This window comes from Hymenobacter volaticus (genome assembly GCF_022921055.1).
GTDB lineage: Bacteria > Bacteroidota > Bacteroidia > Cytophagales > Hymenobacteraceae > Hymenobacter > Hymenobacter volaticus.
On the sequence record NZ_CP095061.1, the window covers coordinates 3,472,415 to 3,487,681 of the forward strand.

The 15,267-nt window shown below is 47.1% G+C and carries 13 protein-coding genes and 1 pseudogene; 8 read left to right on the plus strand and 6 right to left on the minus strand.

The annotated features are described in order from the left end of the window. The first annotated feature begins 49 nt into the window (after positions 1–49). Entirely contained in the window at positions 50–892 is an 843-nt protein-coding gene (locus tag MUN86_RS15035; RefSeq protein WP_245118886.1) for a hypothetical protein, read from the plus strand. 1,027 nt (positions 893–1,919) lie between these two features. Here the strand turns inward: MUN86_RS15035 and MUN86_RS15040 are convergent. Together MUN86_RS15040 and MUN86_RS15045 are read right to left on the minus strand one after the other, a co-directional pair. Next, positions 1,920–2,804: a hypothetical protein gene (locus MUN86_RS15040; protein WP_245118887.1), complete on the minus strand. Its 885-nt coding sequence runs from the start codon at positions 2,802–2,804 to the stop codon at positions 1,920–1,922. A 32-nt stretch (positions 2,805–2,836) separates the two neighbouring features. Next, complete coding sequence (locus MUN86_RS15045; protein ID WP_245118888.1) at positions 2,837–3,352, minus strand: hypothetical protein; 516 nt, start codon at positions 3,350–3,352, stop codon at positions 2,837–2,839. Positions 3,353–3,744: 392 nt separating this feature from the next. On the opposite strand from MUN86_RS15045, the gene MUN86_RS15050 reads away from it, so the two are divergent. After that, on the plus strand, positions 3,745–3,945 hold the full coding sequence (locus MUN86_RS15050; RefSeq protein WP_245118889.1) for a hypothetical protein: 201 nt from the start codon (positions 3,745–3,747) through the stop codon (positions 3,943–3,945). A 106-nt stretch (positions 3,946–4,051) separates the two neighbouring features. On the opposite strand, the gene MUN86_RS15055 is transcribed toward MUN86_RS15050, so the two are convergent. Continuing rightward, complete coding sequence (locus tag MUN86_RS15055) at positions 4,052–4,573, minus strand: hypothetical protein (RefSeq protein ID WP_245118890.1); 522 nt, start codon at positions 4,571–4,573, stop codon at positions 4,052–4,054. Positions 4,574–5,089: 516 nt separating this feature from the next. Between MUN86_RS15055 and MUN86_RS15060 the strand changes: the two genes are divergently transcribed. The 3 genes from MUN86_RS15060 to MUN86_RS15070 all read left to right on the plus strand — a co-directional run bounded on the left by MUN86_RS15060 (position 5,090) and on the right by MUN86_RS15070 (position 8,230). Then, positions 5,090–6,457: a hypothetical protein gene (locus tag MUN86_RS15060; protein WP_245118891.1), complete on the plus strand. Its 1,368-nt coding sequence runs from the start codon at positions 5,090–5,092 to the stop codon at positions 6,455–6,457. A gap of 180 nt (positions 6,458–6,637) precedes the next feature. Beyond that, positions 6,638–7,318 (plus strand): hypothetical protein, encoded by a 681-nt coding sequence (locus MUN86_RS15065; RefSeq protein ID WP_245118892.1) that lies wholly within the window; start codon positions 6,638–6,640, stop codon positions 7,316–7,318. A 330-nt stretch (positions 7,319–7,648) separates the two neighbouring features. Then, complete coding sequence (locus MUN86_RS15070; RefSeq protein WP_245118893.1) at positions 7,649–8,230, plus strand: AP2 domain-containing protein; 582 nt, start codon at positions 7,649–7,651, stop codon at positions 8,228–8,230. Positions 8,231–8,608: 378 nt separating this feature from the next. Here MUN86_RS15070 and MUN86_RS15075 read toward each other — a convergent pair. Both MUN86_RS15075 and MUN86_RS15080 read right to left on the minus strand, forming a co-directional pair. After that, positions 8,609–10,350 (minus strand): annotated as a pseudogene (locus tag MUN86_RS15075) (M3 family oligoendopeptidase). Positions 10,351–10,514: 164 nt separating this feature from the next. Continuing rightward, on the minus strand, positions 10,515–11,621 hold the full coding sequence (locus MUN86_RS15080) for a ferredoxin--NADP reductase (protein WP_245118894.1): 1,107 nt from the start codon (positions 11,619–11,621) through the stop codon (positions 10,515–10,517). A 214-nt stretch (positions 11,622–11,835) separates the two neighbouring features. On the opposite strand from MUN86_RS15080, the gene MUN86_RS15085 reads away from it, so the two are divergent. Next, on the plus strand, positions 11,836–12,528 hold the full coding sequence (locus MUN86_RS15085) for a peptidoglycan DD-metalloendopeptidase family protein (RefSeq protein ID WP_245118895.1): 693 nt from the start codon (positions 11,836–11,838) through the stop codon (positions 12,526–12,528). Between the two features lie 158 nt (positions 12,529–12,686). Here MUN86_RS15085 and MUN86_RS15090 read toward each other — a convergent pair whose 3' ends face one another. After that, entirely contained in the window at positions 12,687–13,832 is a 1,146-nt protein-coding gene (locus MUN86_RS15090; RefSeq protein ID WP_245118896.1) for an ABC transporter permease, read from the minus strand. Here MUN86_RS15090 and MUN86_RS31235 point away from each other — a divergent pair. Both MUN86_RS31235 and MUN86_RS15095 read left to right on the plus strand, forming a co-directional pair. Continuing rightward, on the plus strand, positions 13,813–13,947 hold the full coding sequence (locus MUN86_RS31235; RefSeq protein ID WP_280640526.1) for a hypothetical protein: 135 nt from the start codon (positions 13,813–13,815) through the stop codon (positions 13,945–13,947). The two genes, MUN86_RS15090 and MUN86_RS31235, sit on opposite strands and share 20 nt — an antisense overlap. Next, positions 13,947–15,179 (plus strand): exo-beta-N-acetylmuramidase NamZ family protein, encoded by a 1,233-nt coding sequence (locus MUN86_RS15095; protein ID WP_245118897.1) that lies wholly within the window; start codon positions 13,947–13,949, stop codon positions 15,177–15,179. Before MUN86_RS31235 ends, MUN86_RS15095 begins: the two co-directional genes overlap by 1 nt. Positions 15,180–15,267: the final 88 nt, after the last annotated feature.

The window sequence follows — 15,267 nt, forward strand, 5'->3', positions numbered from 1 at the left end:
AGCGGGCCCCTGGACTGAGCTGAAATTTGGAGTCTTCGATCTTTAACATATGGCGCTTGTAAGAACAGGAACCTTCCGCTACAACAAGATTTGGGTTGTCGAGTCCCTACCGAAGGACGAACCACAAACAGGTTCTATACTCTACCGTGATTTATTAAGGCGTCGCACGGAACAGATGCCAGCCGTTTCCTGCGAGTTGGCCCAGGTTCCTACAAAGAGGAACTTGTGCAGATTCCTGAAGCGCGTAGAGGATTATGTGCAGAAGAAGGCCCAGCTTCCGTTCCTGCACTTCGAAATGCACGGTAACCCCAAAGGCCTGGAGTTGGCATCCGGAGAAGTCATGCCCTGGGGCGAACTAGCAAACTACTTTCGGAATATCAATATAGCCACTAGAAACAACCTCATGGTTTCCTTGGCCACCTGCTACGGCGGCTTCATGTTTGGAGAGATTTCGCCGGTTATCGAAGCTCCTTTTTGTGGAGTTATCGGCACGTTCAGTAAGGTGCCCCAGGGGGAAGTAGAAGAAGGCTTTTACGAATTCTTTGAGTCTTTGCTGAGCCGGGATGGTTTAGACAACGCAGTAGTAGCCTTGAATTCTGCAAACCCTGATAACCCTAAATTCCAGTTTATATCAGCGGAGGGAGTATTCGAAAGCGTCCGCAGGAACATAAGAGAATCCTACAATGAAGCCGAATTTATGAGAGCAAAGGTATATGAGTTGACTGCCCGAGCACTCAAGAACAGGAACATCAGGAACACTCGGAGCATATGGGATATAAAGTATTCAATCGAGCGTTTTCTAGCTGATGAGCGCGAACCAGCTATCACAGAAATGATGGACGTATTTCTGATGAAAAACTTGACTCCGCTCCACTTTAGAGAAGCCGGATAGGCCAGCCACCGCCGATGTCTACGACGGGCAATAAAAAAGCCGAACCCCTGGGTAGGGACCCGGCTCCGCGCTGGTCAAAGGCCCCTAATGATGGGGAGGTTATTTGTTCCCTCGCTTGCGTTTAGATTTTGGCTCTACTGGTACAGCCATAAGCTCCAGCATAATCCTAGCCTCCTAGATTCCACTAGGGTCATCGAGGGCCGATAAAGGCAGGACAAAGAAGAAATCCTTGTCCTCGATTTCTGTCCTGTAAGCGATGGTGTAGAAAGTGGAGGTGTCGTCGATGACTTCTACAAAACAAGTGGAAGCTTTACCAAAGTCAAGTTCGTCTGCGACCGGTACTCCGAACTCTTCATCTATATATCTGCCCCGGGCTGCTTAGTAGTCGATTTGCTTGATGCGTCCTGGCCGAACGTCTACCAAAACAGATTGCATGTAAAAAGAAAACCGGCTCTTCTCAGGACCGGTTTCTTCGTTTTCAGGTATACACCTCGCCTTTTACAAGGATAAAGCCACACCAAAGGCTAACTGTTGCAGTAACAAATTGTAAGACGACCTGATTGTGTGAATGAACAAAGCTGACAGTTATCCGCCGTGGCGCATTGATAAGTGTTAGCTGTGTAGCAACTAGCCAACGGGCTATTAGCTTCCTCTACAAGTTTAGTAATTCGGTCTTCGGTGAACCCTGACGCCTTCGTAGCTTCTATGTATTCTTCCTTGCTGAGCGGCATGAGATAAAGACTACCTTCAAATAGTTCTTCCCGGAACCCATAACGAGACAAGACTATAGGCACTCCAGTACCTGTAATGAGTTCTGAGTTCACTTTTGAGGTGTCGTGATTCAATTCCATAGTTTTGAAGAATTAAAGGAGTATATGTCCCTTGTAAATATATATATATTAAAATTGTCATTTACTAGCAAAGGTAAATGCCTTATAAACAAGGTCAGGATGCTGCCTAGAGAGGTCACGATTTGCTCAGATTCCTGACCTTGCTTTCTTTCGCTCTACCCTAGACTAAAAATTAGCTAGTCTTCCTTTATCTTATAACCTAAGCCAAAGGAGAACCAGGGTTTACTTTGATAGAGCCAATTATTCCTTCCGTACAGCATAGCATCGAGGCCCATAAACAATCCGAAATTTACTTTATCTAACGTTAGAAAGCCCCCGGCCTGATAATAGGTAACTGCCACACCATCTTTCTCCTCAGTAAGGTTACCGTCATTTCCTTCTGTCAAGTATTTGGAAGCACCTAAACCAGCACCGTAAATTACAAATGTGAAAAAGTCTTGGCGGAAAGGATTATGCCCAAATTTACGTCTGTAACCTAAGGAGTATGTAACGGTAAATTCAGTATTTACCTGGGGTTCCCTATCAGGATTTGATATTCGAGGCCGCAGTTTCAATGGGTGTATGATAGGTACTGCTACTAGTTTATTTCCTAATAGCGTTTTTGACATAGGCTTAAATGCATCACTTTTGATAGCAAAATAATAATTATAGCCATTACGTTCATCTTCCTTAGTAAAATCTTCCTTAGAATGCCTGATAGTATTTATATATCTAGCGGCGACCTCTTTGCCATTACTTACATCCAACAGCTCAGTGGATAATTGAACGTTAGGCAATATCCTAATTATCGTATATCCATTCTCATCCATTTTTTCAATTTTATAATCTAAGTAATTACTCTTAGAGGCATTTCCTCTTCTTACCTTTATCTTAAAGGTATCAGCGTATATAATATGAAAATCCAAACTTGACACTCTCAACACATCCATATCAACCCTGGTACGGTATACATTTGGATTGAATGCCATTGCTCGGAAAGTCTGTGAATTACTTTCAAATACTACTGAACACAACAGTGAACAGGTAAATAATACCTTCATCATTGCAGGAATTCTTGCCATGGGTTTTAATTTAACGATAATCAAATGATTCCCTAGTCTTTCTTTGGAGCCTTAACGATTTCAGAATTGTGTACAATTATCATAATATCACCGTCATCATTAGTAGTAACACTTTTGTTTCCTCCTGAAAAAATTTGGAAAGTAGCATTACTCCAAACTTTATTCATGTCAATTATATCAAAATCGCCTTTTCCTTTCTTTAATCTAACTTCAACTAGATAATTGACATCATCTTTTCTATTAATTAAATGATTCCATGTCGCATATGGATTGTCATCTGAACTATAACTATAGACTTCGTTCTTTTCAGAGCCAATAACTTTATATATTTTTAATTTCTTAATAATATTACTCGTAGATTTTATAATTATTTGTGCCGCAGAGCCAGCAGTAACCTTAAAAGTCATGTTCTGCACTACACGTTCTTCACTAGTTGAATGATGATTAACGTTAGGTGCATAATCGTTGATTTGACCTGTCGAGGCGAAAAAAAGGCTGATAATGGGAAGTACAATTTGAGCAGTCATATCTATGTGTGGTTTTGCCATACTGTCTAAGAAGCAGGATAATATTGCAAATGAATACACGAGTATTACCTATCCGAATCAGTGCTACCACTGATTATCGTATCAACTCAGCAGAGCACCACAGATTAGTGAGCCTCCCACTCGCAACAAGCAAGAAATCGTCTTTGTCTTTACTACTAGCTTGCTAGCTACTTACTTGAATAGTTTTATCCAAACTAGCACTGGTACCGACCTTTGAGGTGGTCTAGGCAAGGACGGACAGAAGAAGGACGTATAGTTCTTCTGTTATGGCAGCAAAACCCAACGGAGCTTCGCCCGACAAACGGCGTAAATATGACGAGGCATTCAAGGCCGCGGCCCGGTAGCTGGGCATCAGCCCCAAACTGCTCTACCGCTGGCAACAGGCGCAGCTCGTGACCGAAGTGAGCAGCGAAGAAGTAGCGCGTGACCTAGAAGTGCACGCCCGGCTCAAACGGGCCGAGCAGGAGCTCGGCATTTCAAAAAAAGCCTTGCCTATTACAACGCCAAAACGACGTCATTCTTCCCTCGGTTACCTGGCCCCAAACCACTCCGAACACCAACTCAAAACCACACTTCAATTGCATCCGGCTTAGCTAGACAACCTCACGGATTTCGCTATTTCAAAAAAGTGCAATATTTAATTAAAATAATTCAATGTTTGCAGTCAAATTCGACAACGCTCAGCATAATCCTTTAAGCTCATAGCTGTTTTAGCTCTCCTCGAATTTCTCCTGCTTTATAAGCCTCAGCTTCTTTCACAAAATCAGTTATAAGACTCCAATTCTTATCGTCACGAAGCTTTTGACTCCAAAACGAATCATTATTCCATGCGGCTATTGCATCCCCTCCAAACATATAAAATGCTACCTCTCTTCGCATCAGGTCTGAATTAACTAGATAAGCCATATCCTCAAATAGGCCCATAAACTCAATTCTCTCATTCAGGGGTACACTAGTAAAATCTCGGTCGGTATATAGGTGCAGAAGAATATTCTGAAAGCTTTTACTTTCTCGAAAACTCTTCCTAATGTCTAGAAACTGTTGCGCACGTTTCTCCCGGCCTTGCCGCTTTTGTTCTTCGCCCTGCCGTTTGTATTCCTGAAATGCTTTGTACAGACCAAAGGCAGCAGCAGCAGTGGCTATAACAGTAGAAATCAAAGCCCACCAGTCTGTTCCTGACGCAGTGGTTCCATTCTGAATATTGTATACGGCCTCCTGCATATTGATTCTATTTGAGATAGCTAAACACAGTTAAATATATAATTTTTAATATTTAAAAATCATACAAGCGACTGTAGCTAGGCAAGAGCATATGTTTTGCCAGCGTGAAGGTCATCTCCCTCTTCAGCAAGGGCAACAGCATGGCCCGGTAACGATGTTGGAAGACGATGTTGTTGATTTTCTTCTTGCCTCGGAAGACTCACTCAGGACAGTTGCGGCCTGAGCAGCACTTAGCTCAACCGTATCCATCGTACAGGACAGGCAGTTGTTCAACTCCTGATGAGCAGCTACGTTGTCACCCTTGAGGCTCTGTAAGCCCCAGAGTACTCAAGCTCCTGCTTTTAAGAGTAATAGAGGTAATTAGTAAGGGTATTCTGAAATGGCGTTACTTTGCTGGTATTACGGGATTCCGATGCTATCACTTTTATTCTTGCCAAGCTTAAAATGGAGTTTACTTATATCCGAAATAAGATTAGAGGTTACACCTTTGATTCTCTAGCTAGCCATCTCATTTCGATGTTGAAGCAACAGGAGCAGAACGAAAATTTTACTCCTTTCTGGCATACATTAGTTCTACTTAAGTGGGCGCTAGAGTTTGCTGATTATCGGTATCCTCTCAAAGCTGCACAACTAAATGATGTGCGCAAGTTGCACAATATGATTGAGGGGTTAGAATTGTCACATGACACTTTTAACCTTGCTAAGCATATGGAACCGAGAAAAACGTTTGCCATACTTGCTTTCCAGCAATTCTTTTATCAAGAAACAGCGCACCAAGATTCACTCGCGCGTCAGGTAGTTTTGTTTAGCCTACTTAAGAATAAGTATAGTATTGAATCTTCTTTTTTCAAACATACAGGCGTCAGCATACTTCACTTATTGAAATTCTTTGAAATATTAAGAGTATTTGTCATTAATGACGTTCAAAAGCTTTTTCCATACAAAGGATATCTTAGAAAGGATATAATTAAATTAACTGGTGAAATATATGGCGAAGAAGTATCTATAGGAATTCTCAAATTATTATCAGTATCAAAAAGCACTATTGAAAGTGCAATTAGTGAAGATACAAGGCAAGTAAGAAATTATGCATTACAAACTTTTGACATATCATTATTCACTCGAAAGCCTATACTAATATACAAAGACAGTTATATAATACCCAATAGAAATATTCTTAACCATACGCTCAATTATTACATCTATGAGTATATGAAGCATAGGGACGAACCGTTCTCTACTGAACTAGGAGCAAGAATGGAAAAGTACATGGCGCTTGGACTTGTTGAATTGAATGCTAAATTTAAAACAGAGGGGGACTTAAGGAAGCAACTAGGCAAAGGACATAATGTAGTAGATTTCATTGTCGATGATAACATACTTATTGAAGCCAAAGCCATAGAATTAAAGCCTCATGTTAGTGTGAACCCTGAGAACCAGCTTTTAGGGCGTGAACTGCGTCAAACAATAGTAAAAGCTTATGCAACTCAAATGTTATCAGTTGCTAACGCTATAAACCCAAATATTGAGCATTACGGGATAATTGTCACATATAAAAAAATGTTCCTTGGCAATTCTACAGACTTATGGGAGCTTTTTTTAGAAGAAGAGACAAAATCTTTATTAGGGGAAAACTCAGATAAGCTAAATGCACTACCTATTGAAAATGTTTTCTTACTTGATTTACACACATGGGATTTATTAATACAAGTATTAAAAGACAATGATTTAAAACTCATTAATATATTAGAAGAGGTTAAGAAAGCTGATGCTGACCCTAAAACAAAGCTACTATACTTTGCAATGCATTTAGAAAAATATCAAATTAAAAGTTTTACGCATGAATATTTAGTTCAAGCAAGAAAAGCACTAAAGCCAGGATAAGTACTGAAAGTTAACGCCCTGCAAGAAGGGCTACAACGCCTCTCCAGTTGCTAAGGCATTAAGAAATCTTAAAACTAATTGCACTAGAATCTAAATTAATGAGATTGCAAAGCACTAAGCGAATCAAGCCAGTGTGTTAGGCTTTGTAGCAAGTTTCCAAATCATCAATTTAATCAGAATATGTCTAATTACCCTTTTAAAGTGTTGTTAAAAAAATCTAAAATAATGGATTATAAAGTACTACCAATTATGACCTTAATGAACGCTGGCAAGCCAATTACTGAGAAGGATATCATCAATATAATTAATAAAAATGCTCAAGACACTAACACTAGATTTACATATGAAGGAATACAAGACTACTTAATGGAGGTTCAATCAGGAAAAAACTACTTAAAAAACCAAGGTTTAGACGGAAGACACTGGCTTGACCAAAGTGAGATTAATGATTTATTATATAAAGAATTAATTATTAAACAACTGAAAGCTTACCAGATGGAACAAAAAGCTATCAGTTTAATAAAGGATGTATTCCCTGGTATCAAAGTTCTTCAAACGGAAGAGCTAGACATAAATTTTGCTGTCGACTTCGTACTATGCGATTATAACACAGAGGAGTATTACTACGGCATACAAGTTAAACCAATAAGCTTTAGTCATTCTAACGAAATTGATAAGACGAAAATTCTAAATAAGCATAGGTTATTCGAAAGGAATCATTTAAATACTAAAGTATCATTTATGTATTATGGTGAACATCATTTTCAAGACTCACCTCAAGTAATTGAAAAAATATGGCAGCACTTAAATAATGCAACTTCTTACGTCAATTATTTTAATAGTAATGAACAATACAGCTAAAATAAATATATTTATATTCAATGTTAACAAAATATATTTCAAAGAGAGCCCAGCGAATTAATTCTGACCGTTGCATTATTTTACGCATTATCTTTTCATAAGCCGCCAGGATTATAAAATGCTTGGGGCTCTCATCTTTTTCAATAGAAATTGATTTCTGAGCAGGTTGCTTTGTTGGGTTTGCAAGTACGACCCCGAGGCATGATAATGATAATGTGACATGGTGGGAATAACAATTAAAATAATGTATGGAGCTAAGCAGTAAGTAATTTTTGTTTTCCTATATGCTGGAAGTGCTTGTATGTTTGGTTGTGAACCGACCCGATTCACATGCAGTACCAGATTTCTAGCCTCCCCCTTCTTGCTAACTTGCCCAAGGCTACCATCACTTTGAACCCAAGAGATATACTTTGGACCTATAACCTAGATTTACAGTCTCTGGGTGTACCTCACTCGGTCTTTAAGGAATACATCATCTACGACCAGGGGCGCGTCTTTTCATTTAGGTGCAACCGCTTTATGAGCGTAAGCAACGGAACCGATGGGTACTTAGTAATCAACCTTTGTCACAACAAGGAGAAGAAGCAACACCGAATTCACCGGCTGGTTGCCGATACCTTCCTCCCTAACCCTGATGGTCTCACTCATGTTGACCACATTAATCGACTCCGAACCGATAACTGCGTTGGGAACCTTCGCTGGGTAACTGCTCAAGAGAATCAGTTCAACCGTTCTTCATCCAAAGGTTCGACTTCGAAATACCTAGGAGTCCGGTGGAACAAGAGCCGAAACAAGTGGGTAGCTCAAATTAAGGTCAACGGTAAGCAACACCATCTTGGCTACTTCACGCAGGAAGACGACGCCGCTGAAGCTTACAAAACTGCCAAGCTTACCCTTCACCATACTCAGTAGGTGACATGAAAACCAGGACTCACCATCAGGGTTTATTTTGTCCAGTTGCCTCCAAAAATATGGTCAGGATTTCAGGGGTAAATCTAGTCAGGATTGCTTCTGCTAATGACCGAAAACGGCCCTATAGAGCCATGTGGATAACTTTTATTACTCGGTTGTGGAAAGGCGACCGGAAACTTCCGGCCGCTTTTTTTACTCATCCTTGCTTTGCCACTACCTGCAACACAATAACAGTTTAGAATAGCAATAGATGTGTTTAGTTATGCGTGAAGATTAGCGAAAAAACGTGCGTTATTTAGAGTGTAGAAAGCTAAAAAGAGAAGGCTCAGCAGTCATGACTGCCGAGCCTTCTCTTTTTAGCTTATTCTCATCAATTTACTACAACTTCGCCATTTCCTCACGCACGAAATCAGCCAACGTCCGCAGATAGTCGGTGCTAAAGTCGAAGCGGATGCCAGCGGCGGCGTAGATTTCACCGATGGGCGCGGTGTAGCCCATAGCCAAAGCACGCTTGTAGGCTTCGAGGCCCTCTTGAGGGTTCTGGCGGAAATTGCGCCACACAGCAATAGCGCCGAGCTGCGCCATAGCGTATTCGATGTAATAGAACGGCACTTCGTATAAGTGCAATTGCTTCTGCCACAAATACGGCTTGAAGCCTTCCAGGCCTTTCCAGCTTACTGTACGCTGGTTGAACTCATCGAAGATGGCCGTCCAACGCTGGTGCCGCTCCGCTTCGGTATGCTGCGGATTTTCGTAGATCCAATGCTGAAATTTATCAATAGTAGCCACCCACGGGAAGGTTTCGAGTACGCTTTCCAAGTGCGTTTTCTTGGCACGGCGTAGGTCCTCCGCGTCGGTGAAGAATACGCCCCAATGATCCATGCTCATCAACTCCATGCTCATTGAAGCCAACTCGGCCACTTCGGATGGTGGGTGTTTGTCGGCCCGAGCGGGAGGTTGCGGGTTAGGAACGAGTGAACCGCGTGGCCGCCTTCGTGCAGCATTGTTACCACGTCGCGCAGGGAACTAGTGGCATTCATGAAGATGAAAGGCACACCCGTTTCGTCGAGGGGGTAATTGTAGCCGCCAGGCGCCTTGCCCTTGCGCGACTCCAGGTCCAGCTGGCCCATTTGGCGCATGGTGCGCAAACAGTCGCCCAGGTAAGGATCGAGGTTTTGGAATACGGTGATGGTTTTCTCTAGCAACTCTTCTCCAGTATCGAAAGGCCGCAACGGAGCCTTGCCCGACACATCTACGTCGAGGTCCCAAGGCCGCAACTCAGCCAGTCCTAGGTCTTGCCGACGCTCTAGATCCAGGTCGTCGATGAGCGGTACCACCGTTTCGCGGATAGCTTTGTGAAAGGCATAGCAGTCTTGGGGCGTGTAGTCGAAACGGCCAAGTGCGGCAAACATATAATCCCGGAAGTTGGCAAAGCCAGCGTTCAACGCTACCCGATGGCGCAAGCTCACGAGTTCGGTGAACAACCCATCGAGCGGCTCGGCATCGCGCAGGCGGCGTGCCTGGATTAAGCGATACGCTTCCTCACGCACGGCCCGGTTTGGACTTTTGAGGCGGTCGGCGGCACGTGGCAACGTCATTTCCTCCCCATCAAGCGTCACCGTCATGGCGCCGGCAGTGGCAGCATATTGTTGCTGCTTGGTGCTGATTTCGGTTTTGAGCGGAATGTTTTCCACCCGGTAAATTTCCAGGGCTTGCCGCACCGAGCGCAGAAACACGCGGTATTTGCGAGGATCGAGTTCGGGCAGAAAGTCCGAGCTCATCATCTTTTCGTTGAGGGCGTGGTCGTGGGGGGCTACGTTGGGCTCAATCTCGCTCACGAAATATTGAAAAGCGGCCGCCCGCTCCTCGTCCTGCGTGTCGCAGGTCATGCGAATGTAGCGCCAGGCCAAGTCTTCGCTTAGGGCCGCTTCCAGCTCCGAACGGTCAAGCAGCCAACGTTCCAGCTCGACGCCAGAAGTGATGGTCCGCTCGCGCAGCTCCACGAAGAACGGCTCCAGGGCTGCCCAATCAGTCACATGGAAATCTTCCGGTAGGTAGTGCCGCGGCGGACGCTGGGTTTCGGTGGCCGAAGCGGCAGCAAGTTCAGTAGTAGGCGTCATAAGGAAAGAATATACGGAAAATTTTCCGGTACGGTGCAGTTTGGTCTTGCGAGCAGCAACAGACCTTAGACTAACGCTATTGTGGGGGGATTAAATAGCAGAGATACAGCCAAGAGACGTAAACGAAAGTTTCGGCTACTTATAGCAACGCGCCAAGTTAGATTTTAGTCGATTTCGATTACTACGTCGCTGGTGAGTGGATGGGCAACGCACACGAGCACATAGCCTTGTTTCATTTCCGAATCCGACAATCCTTCGCGCTCATCAAGGTGTACTTTGCCCGAGAGGCACTTGCCCCGGCACGCGGTGCACAGCCCTGCTTGGCAAGAATAAGGCAAGTCAATATCCTGATCGAGAGCCGCTTCCAATATAGTTTGGTTGGGCGTCACTTCGAACTGATACTCTGAGCCTTCGTAGTTGATGGTTACGTTACGGGTCTTGATTTGGTCGTCGTCATCGGCCGAAACGTCGCCGTGGCCGTTAGGCTGGGCGGCCGTGGTTTCTTGGGTCTCGGCGGCGGCCACAAAACTTTCGCGACGAACACGATTGTCGGGCACTCCCAACAAGTCGAGGGCCGCTTTGGCTTCCACCATCATACCCTCGGGTCCGCACAAAAAATATTCGGCCTGCGAAGCCGGAAACTGATGGCGCTGCTCCAAGATGCGCAGCAAGGTAGTACGGTTCAGGCGACCCACGTGCTGGTGCGCCGATACAGGCCCGACCGGCTGGCTATAAACGTGCTCAATCTGGAATCGACTCGTAAATTGCGCTTCTAGTTGCCGCAGCTGCTCACTGAAAATCACGGATTTCTCGTTGCGGTTGCCATATACAAGCAGCACGTGGCTTTGCGGCTCTTCGCGGAGCACAGCTTTTAGCATGCTCATTAACGGGGTGATGCCGGAGCCTGCGCCTATCAGCACCAACGAGCGAGCCGATTTGGGGCTGGTTTTGAGCGTGAAGTTGCCCAGCGGTGCCATTGCCTCAAGTTGCTGCCCTACCCGTACTGTGTCAAGCAGATAGTTGCTGACGAGTCCGCCCGTCACCCGCTTCACCGTGACCGATAAACGCGGCGCTTCGCTAGGCGTGCTGCTGAGTGAGTAGGCCCGGCGCTCTTTCTTACCGCCAGGGCCGCAAGGGAGTATCAGGGTCAAAAACTGCCCAGCTTCGCTGGCAATTAGTTGGCGGTTAGGATGTTCGAGATGAATGGTAACAGCGTCGTCGGTTTCCCGAGTGAGTTCGACAACGTTGAGTGAAAAGTACGGTGTGCTCATTGGGTGCGCAGGAACTAGAGGCTTGTTTTGTGAAGCAGAATGATAACTATGCCCTACCCCGGAGGGTTTGCAGGTTTTGCAAAGTACGGGATTCTGTATTGGATGCTTTAGCTTGCAGCCCTACGATGCCTTGTACAAGATGTTGTACTGCCCGCCGTCTTTATTTCAGCGTATGGTAGGGCCTTCTCTCTTCGGTTCACTTTCTTGATCTATTATGCTCGCCGAACTTCTTGAGCGTCATCAGCACGAATTTCACCCTATCCTGCCCGTCGACCTGAACGCGCCCGACGTGGCTCGCCTCGACTTCACCGCCAAAAACCCGCTCTTACATGACGCCGACTTACGCGACACTGCCGACTTTGAGGCCTTAGTGGCTCAGCTGCTAGCCGAAAAGGAAGCACACATTGGCGTGGGCGGCTACCTCGAAAACCGTATTATTTACCGTCGCAGTCCCGGTCTGTTTGGCAGCCCTACCTTGGCTGCTCGGTCACTGCACTTAGGTGTCGATGTATGGCTACGCGCCGGCACGCCCGTCATGGCTCCACTCGACGCTATCGTGCACAGCACCCAAGACAATGACAACTTCGGCGACTATGGCCCCACGGTCATTTTGCAGCACGAGCTGGAAGACGAAACGTTCTATACCCTCTATGGCCATTTGTCGCGCCGCGAAACGGCTTTGCTGCGCCCCGGCATGATCATCGAGAAAGGCACCATCTTCACGGAAGTAGGCCCCGCCCCTGAAAACGGCGACTGGCCTCCTCACCTGCACTTCCAGGTCATATCCGATATGCTCGGCCTCTCCGGCGACTTTCCCGGCGTAGCCTTGCCTGAAGAACAAGAAAAGTGGGCCGAACTCTGCCCCAACCCAAACCTGATTCTACAGAGTCAGTGGCTTTCTGCTTAACCTAGGCTTTCGTAGGACCTAAGGCAATCTGAATTGTGCAGAGGCGCCTAATGTGGTGTCTAGCCATCGACGAATAGTATATAACTGGCGAGGCCGGGTAGACGCGAGGAAACGTCTACCCGGCCTCGCCAGTTGGTTTTGCCTCCAGACTTGCAGTCTTAATCGAACTTAATGGCCGCTACAGGCTTGATGCGCGAAATTAGATACGTCGGTATTAGGACGGCCAGCAGGGAGGTGGCAAAGGTGGCGACGTTGAGCAGCACCAAGATGGCGGGGTCCCAGAACACGGGCACCCGGTCCATATAGTAGTTCTCGGGGTCGAGCGGGATAAGGTGGGTGTAGTATTGCAGCGCGCAGAAACCCAAGCCCACTAGGTTGCCGACTATCATGCCGCGCACCGTCAGACTTAGCCCCCGAAAGAAAAACATGCTTCGTATTTGCTGGTCGGTAGCTCCCACGGCCTTCAAAATGCCAATCATGTTGGTGCGCTCCAAAATCATGATGAAGATGGTAGCCACCATGTTGAACGTGGCAACGAAGATGATGAGCAGCAAGAAAATCACCACGTTGCGGTTGAGCAATTGTAGCCAATCGAACAGCTGTGCATACTGCTCGGTAATCTTGTCGAGCTTGAGGTCGTAGCGTAGGTTCTCGTACATGTCCTCGGCGACGGGGTCGAGCCGCTCGAAGTCTTTTAGCACCACTTCCACCCCACCCACCAATGAATCGGGCCAGGCATTCAACTCCCGAATCTGCCGCAAATCACCAATCACATACACCTCATCAAACTCATCGAGGCCGGTTTGGTAGATGCCACTCACGCGGAACGGACGGACGCGGGGCGGGTTTTGAATGAAATAGAACAGTACCCGGTCGCCAACGTTGAGCCGCAGCTTGTCGGCCACTTTGCGCGAGAGCAGGATGTCGCTCGACGCCGAATCGGGGAAGCTGATGAAAGAGCCCGCCACCAGATTGTTGCGCATGGGGGAGCGGCTATTCACTTCTGAAATGCCTTTGAGCACCACCCCGAGCACTTCGTCCTTGGTTTTGATGATGGCCGTTTTGCGCGCGAAGGGCTGAATAGTGGCCACCTGCGGAAACCGGCGCAAATCTTTCACCAAGCCCGGACCACTGATGGGCTCAATCTCGATGGAGTTGTTGGTATCGTACTTGCTGACCGTTAGGTGCGCGCCGAACGAGAAGATTTTGCTTTGAATCTCGTTGCGAAACCCTTCGAGAATAGAAAACGACACAATCATCACGGCCAGCCCAAGGGCAATGCTGATGATAGCTATCTTTGTCACCGACGAAGTAAAAGACCCCGAGTCGGCTCCGTCAATCTTGTGGGATATGTACCGCGAGATGTTCACTGCCGTAAAGCTACGCGTCTACGGCCAGTTTCCTAGCTTCGTTTTGTGATGCCTATATTCAACTTTGCCGTACTGCTTGGTGTCCCACTGTTGCTTTCCGACTGCACCAACGCTCCCGCAACCACTTCCGCACCCGCCACCGTGGTCGTTGCCTCGGCTCCGCAGGTGATAACCGACACTCCGCCTGCGGCGCCTGCTTTGCGCGTGGGCGCCGAACAGTTTCAAGTGTACCTGCCGCAATTGAAAGGCAAGCGGGTCGGCTTGGTGGTCAACCAGACCGCCCGGGTCGGCAAGGCTTTTCTGGTGGACACATTGCTGGCACAGGGAGTTTCGGTGAAGGCAATCTTTGGCCCGGAGCACGGCTTCCGAGGCGAAGCCGCCGACGGGGCCACCATCAAGGATGGCAAAGACGCTCGGAGCGGCTTGCCCGTACGTTCGTTGTACGGCGCCACCAAAAAGCCAACTCCCGAAATGCTGGCTGATGTGGACGTGCTGGTATTTGATATTCAGGACGTTGGCACACGCTTCTATACGTTCATCAGCACGATGCACTACGTGATGGAAGCCGCGGCCGAACAGAACAAGGAAGTAATGATTCTGGACCGGCCCAACCCCAACGGCTGGTACGTGGATGGCCCCGTGCTAGAGCCCGCGCACAAGTCGTTTGTGGGCATGCACCCCATTCCGGTGGTACACGGCCTGACCGTGGGTGAGCTTGCCAAGATGATTAATGGCGAGAAATGGCTGGCCGGCGGCAAGCAGTGCCGCCTGACGGTGGTGCCGGTAGCGGGCTACACCCATGCCACTCGCTACGCCCTGCCCATCGCGCCCTCGCCCAATCTGCCCAATCAGCATTCTATAATACTCTACCCCACCATCTGCTTGTTTGAGGGTACTGACGTGAGTGTAGGCCGCGGCACCACCACGCCGTTCGAGGTGATTGGGGCACCCACGCAGCCCGCTTCGCGCCCGTTCAGCTTCACTCCCAAGCCCAACGCCGGCTCGCCTACGCCGCCCCAAAACGGCAAAATCTGCTACGGCCTCGACCTCCGGTCAATTGGTGATGAAGTAGGGTTCACGCCGAAATACCTGATTGATTTCTACCAGCAGAGCACGGCCAAAGACAAGTTTTTCGGCAAGTACTTCGAGCAACTCACGGGTACCCGCACCCTGCGCGAGCAAATTATTGCCGGCAAGTCGGAAGCAGAAATCCGAAAGTCGTGGGAGCCGGGCCTAACTCAGTACCAGGCGCTGCGAAAGAAGTATCTGCTGTACCCCTAAGCTTAAACTCTGAATGGTTGCATGAGGGCTGGCTGTTCAACGAAACTTTCAAACGACAGCCCCATCCAACTGGCTAGCCATACCATCT

Bases quoted from the DNA above. Each gene is read 5' to 3' on its own strand.
- MUN86_RS15035 (WP_245118886.1), top strand. From the start codon at position 50: ATGGCGCTTGTAAGAACAGGAACCTTCCGCTACAACAAGATTTGGGTT.
- MUN86_RS15040 (WP_245118887.1), bottom strand. From the start codon at position 2,804: ATGGCAAGAATTCCTGCAATGATGAAGGTATTATTTACCTGTTCACTG.
- MUN86_RS15045 (WP_245118888.1), bottom strand. From the start codon at position 3,352: ATGGCAAAACCACACATAGATATGACTGCTCAAATTGTACTTCCCATT.
- MUN86_RS15055 (WP_245118890.1), bottom strand. From the start codon at position 4,573: ATGCAGGAGGCCGTATACAATATTCAGAATGGAACCACTGCGTCAGGA.
- MUN86_RS15060 (WP_245118891.1), top strand. From the start codon at position 5,090: ATGTTGAAGCAACAGGAGCAGAACGAAAATTTTACTCCTTTCTGGCAT.
- MUN86_RS15065 (WP_245118892.1), top strand. From the start codon at position 6,638: ATGTCTAATTACCCTTTTAAAGTGTTGTTAAAAAAATCTAAAATAATG.
- MUN86_RS15070 (WP_245118893.1), top strand. From the start codon at position 7,649: ATGCAGTACCAGATTTCTAGCCTCCCCCTTCTTGCTAACTTGCCCAAG.
- MUN86_RS15080 (WP_245118894.1), bottom strand. From the start codon at position 11,621: ATGAGCACACCGTACTTTTCACTCAACGTTGTCGAACTCACTCGGGAA.
- MUN86_RS15085 (WP_245118895.1), top strand. From the start codon at position 11,836: ATGCTCGCCGAACTTCTTGAGCGTCATCAGCACGAATTTCACCCTATC.
- MUN86_RS31235 (WP_280640526.1), top strand. From the start codon at position 13,813: ATGATAGCTATCTTTGTCACCGACGAAGTAAAAGACCCCGAGTCGGCT.
- MUN86_RS15095 (WP_245118897.1), top strand. From the start codon at position 13,947: ATGCCTATATTCAACTTTGCCGTACTGCTTGGTGTCCCACTGTTGCTT.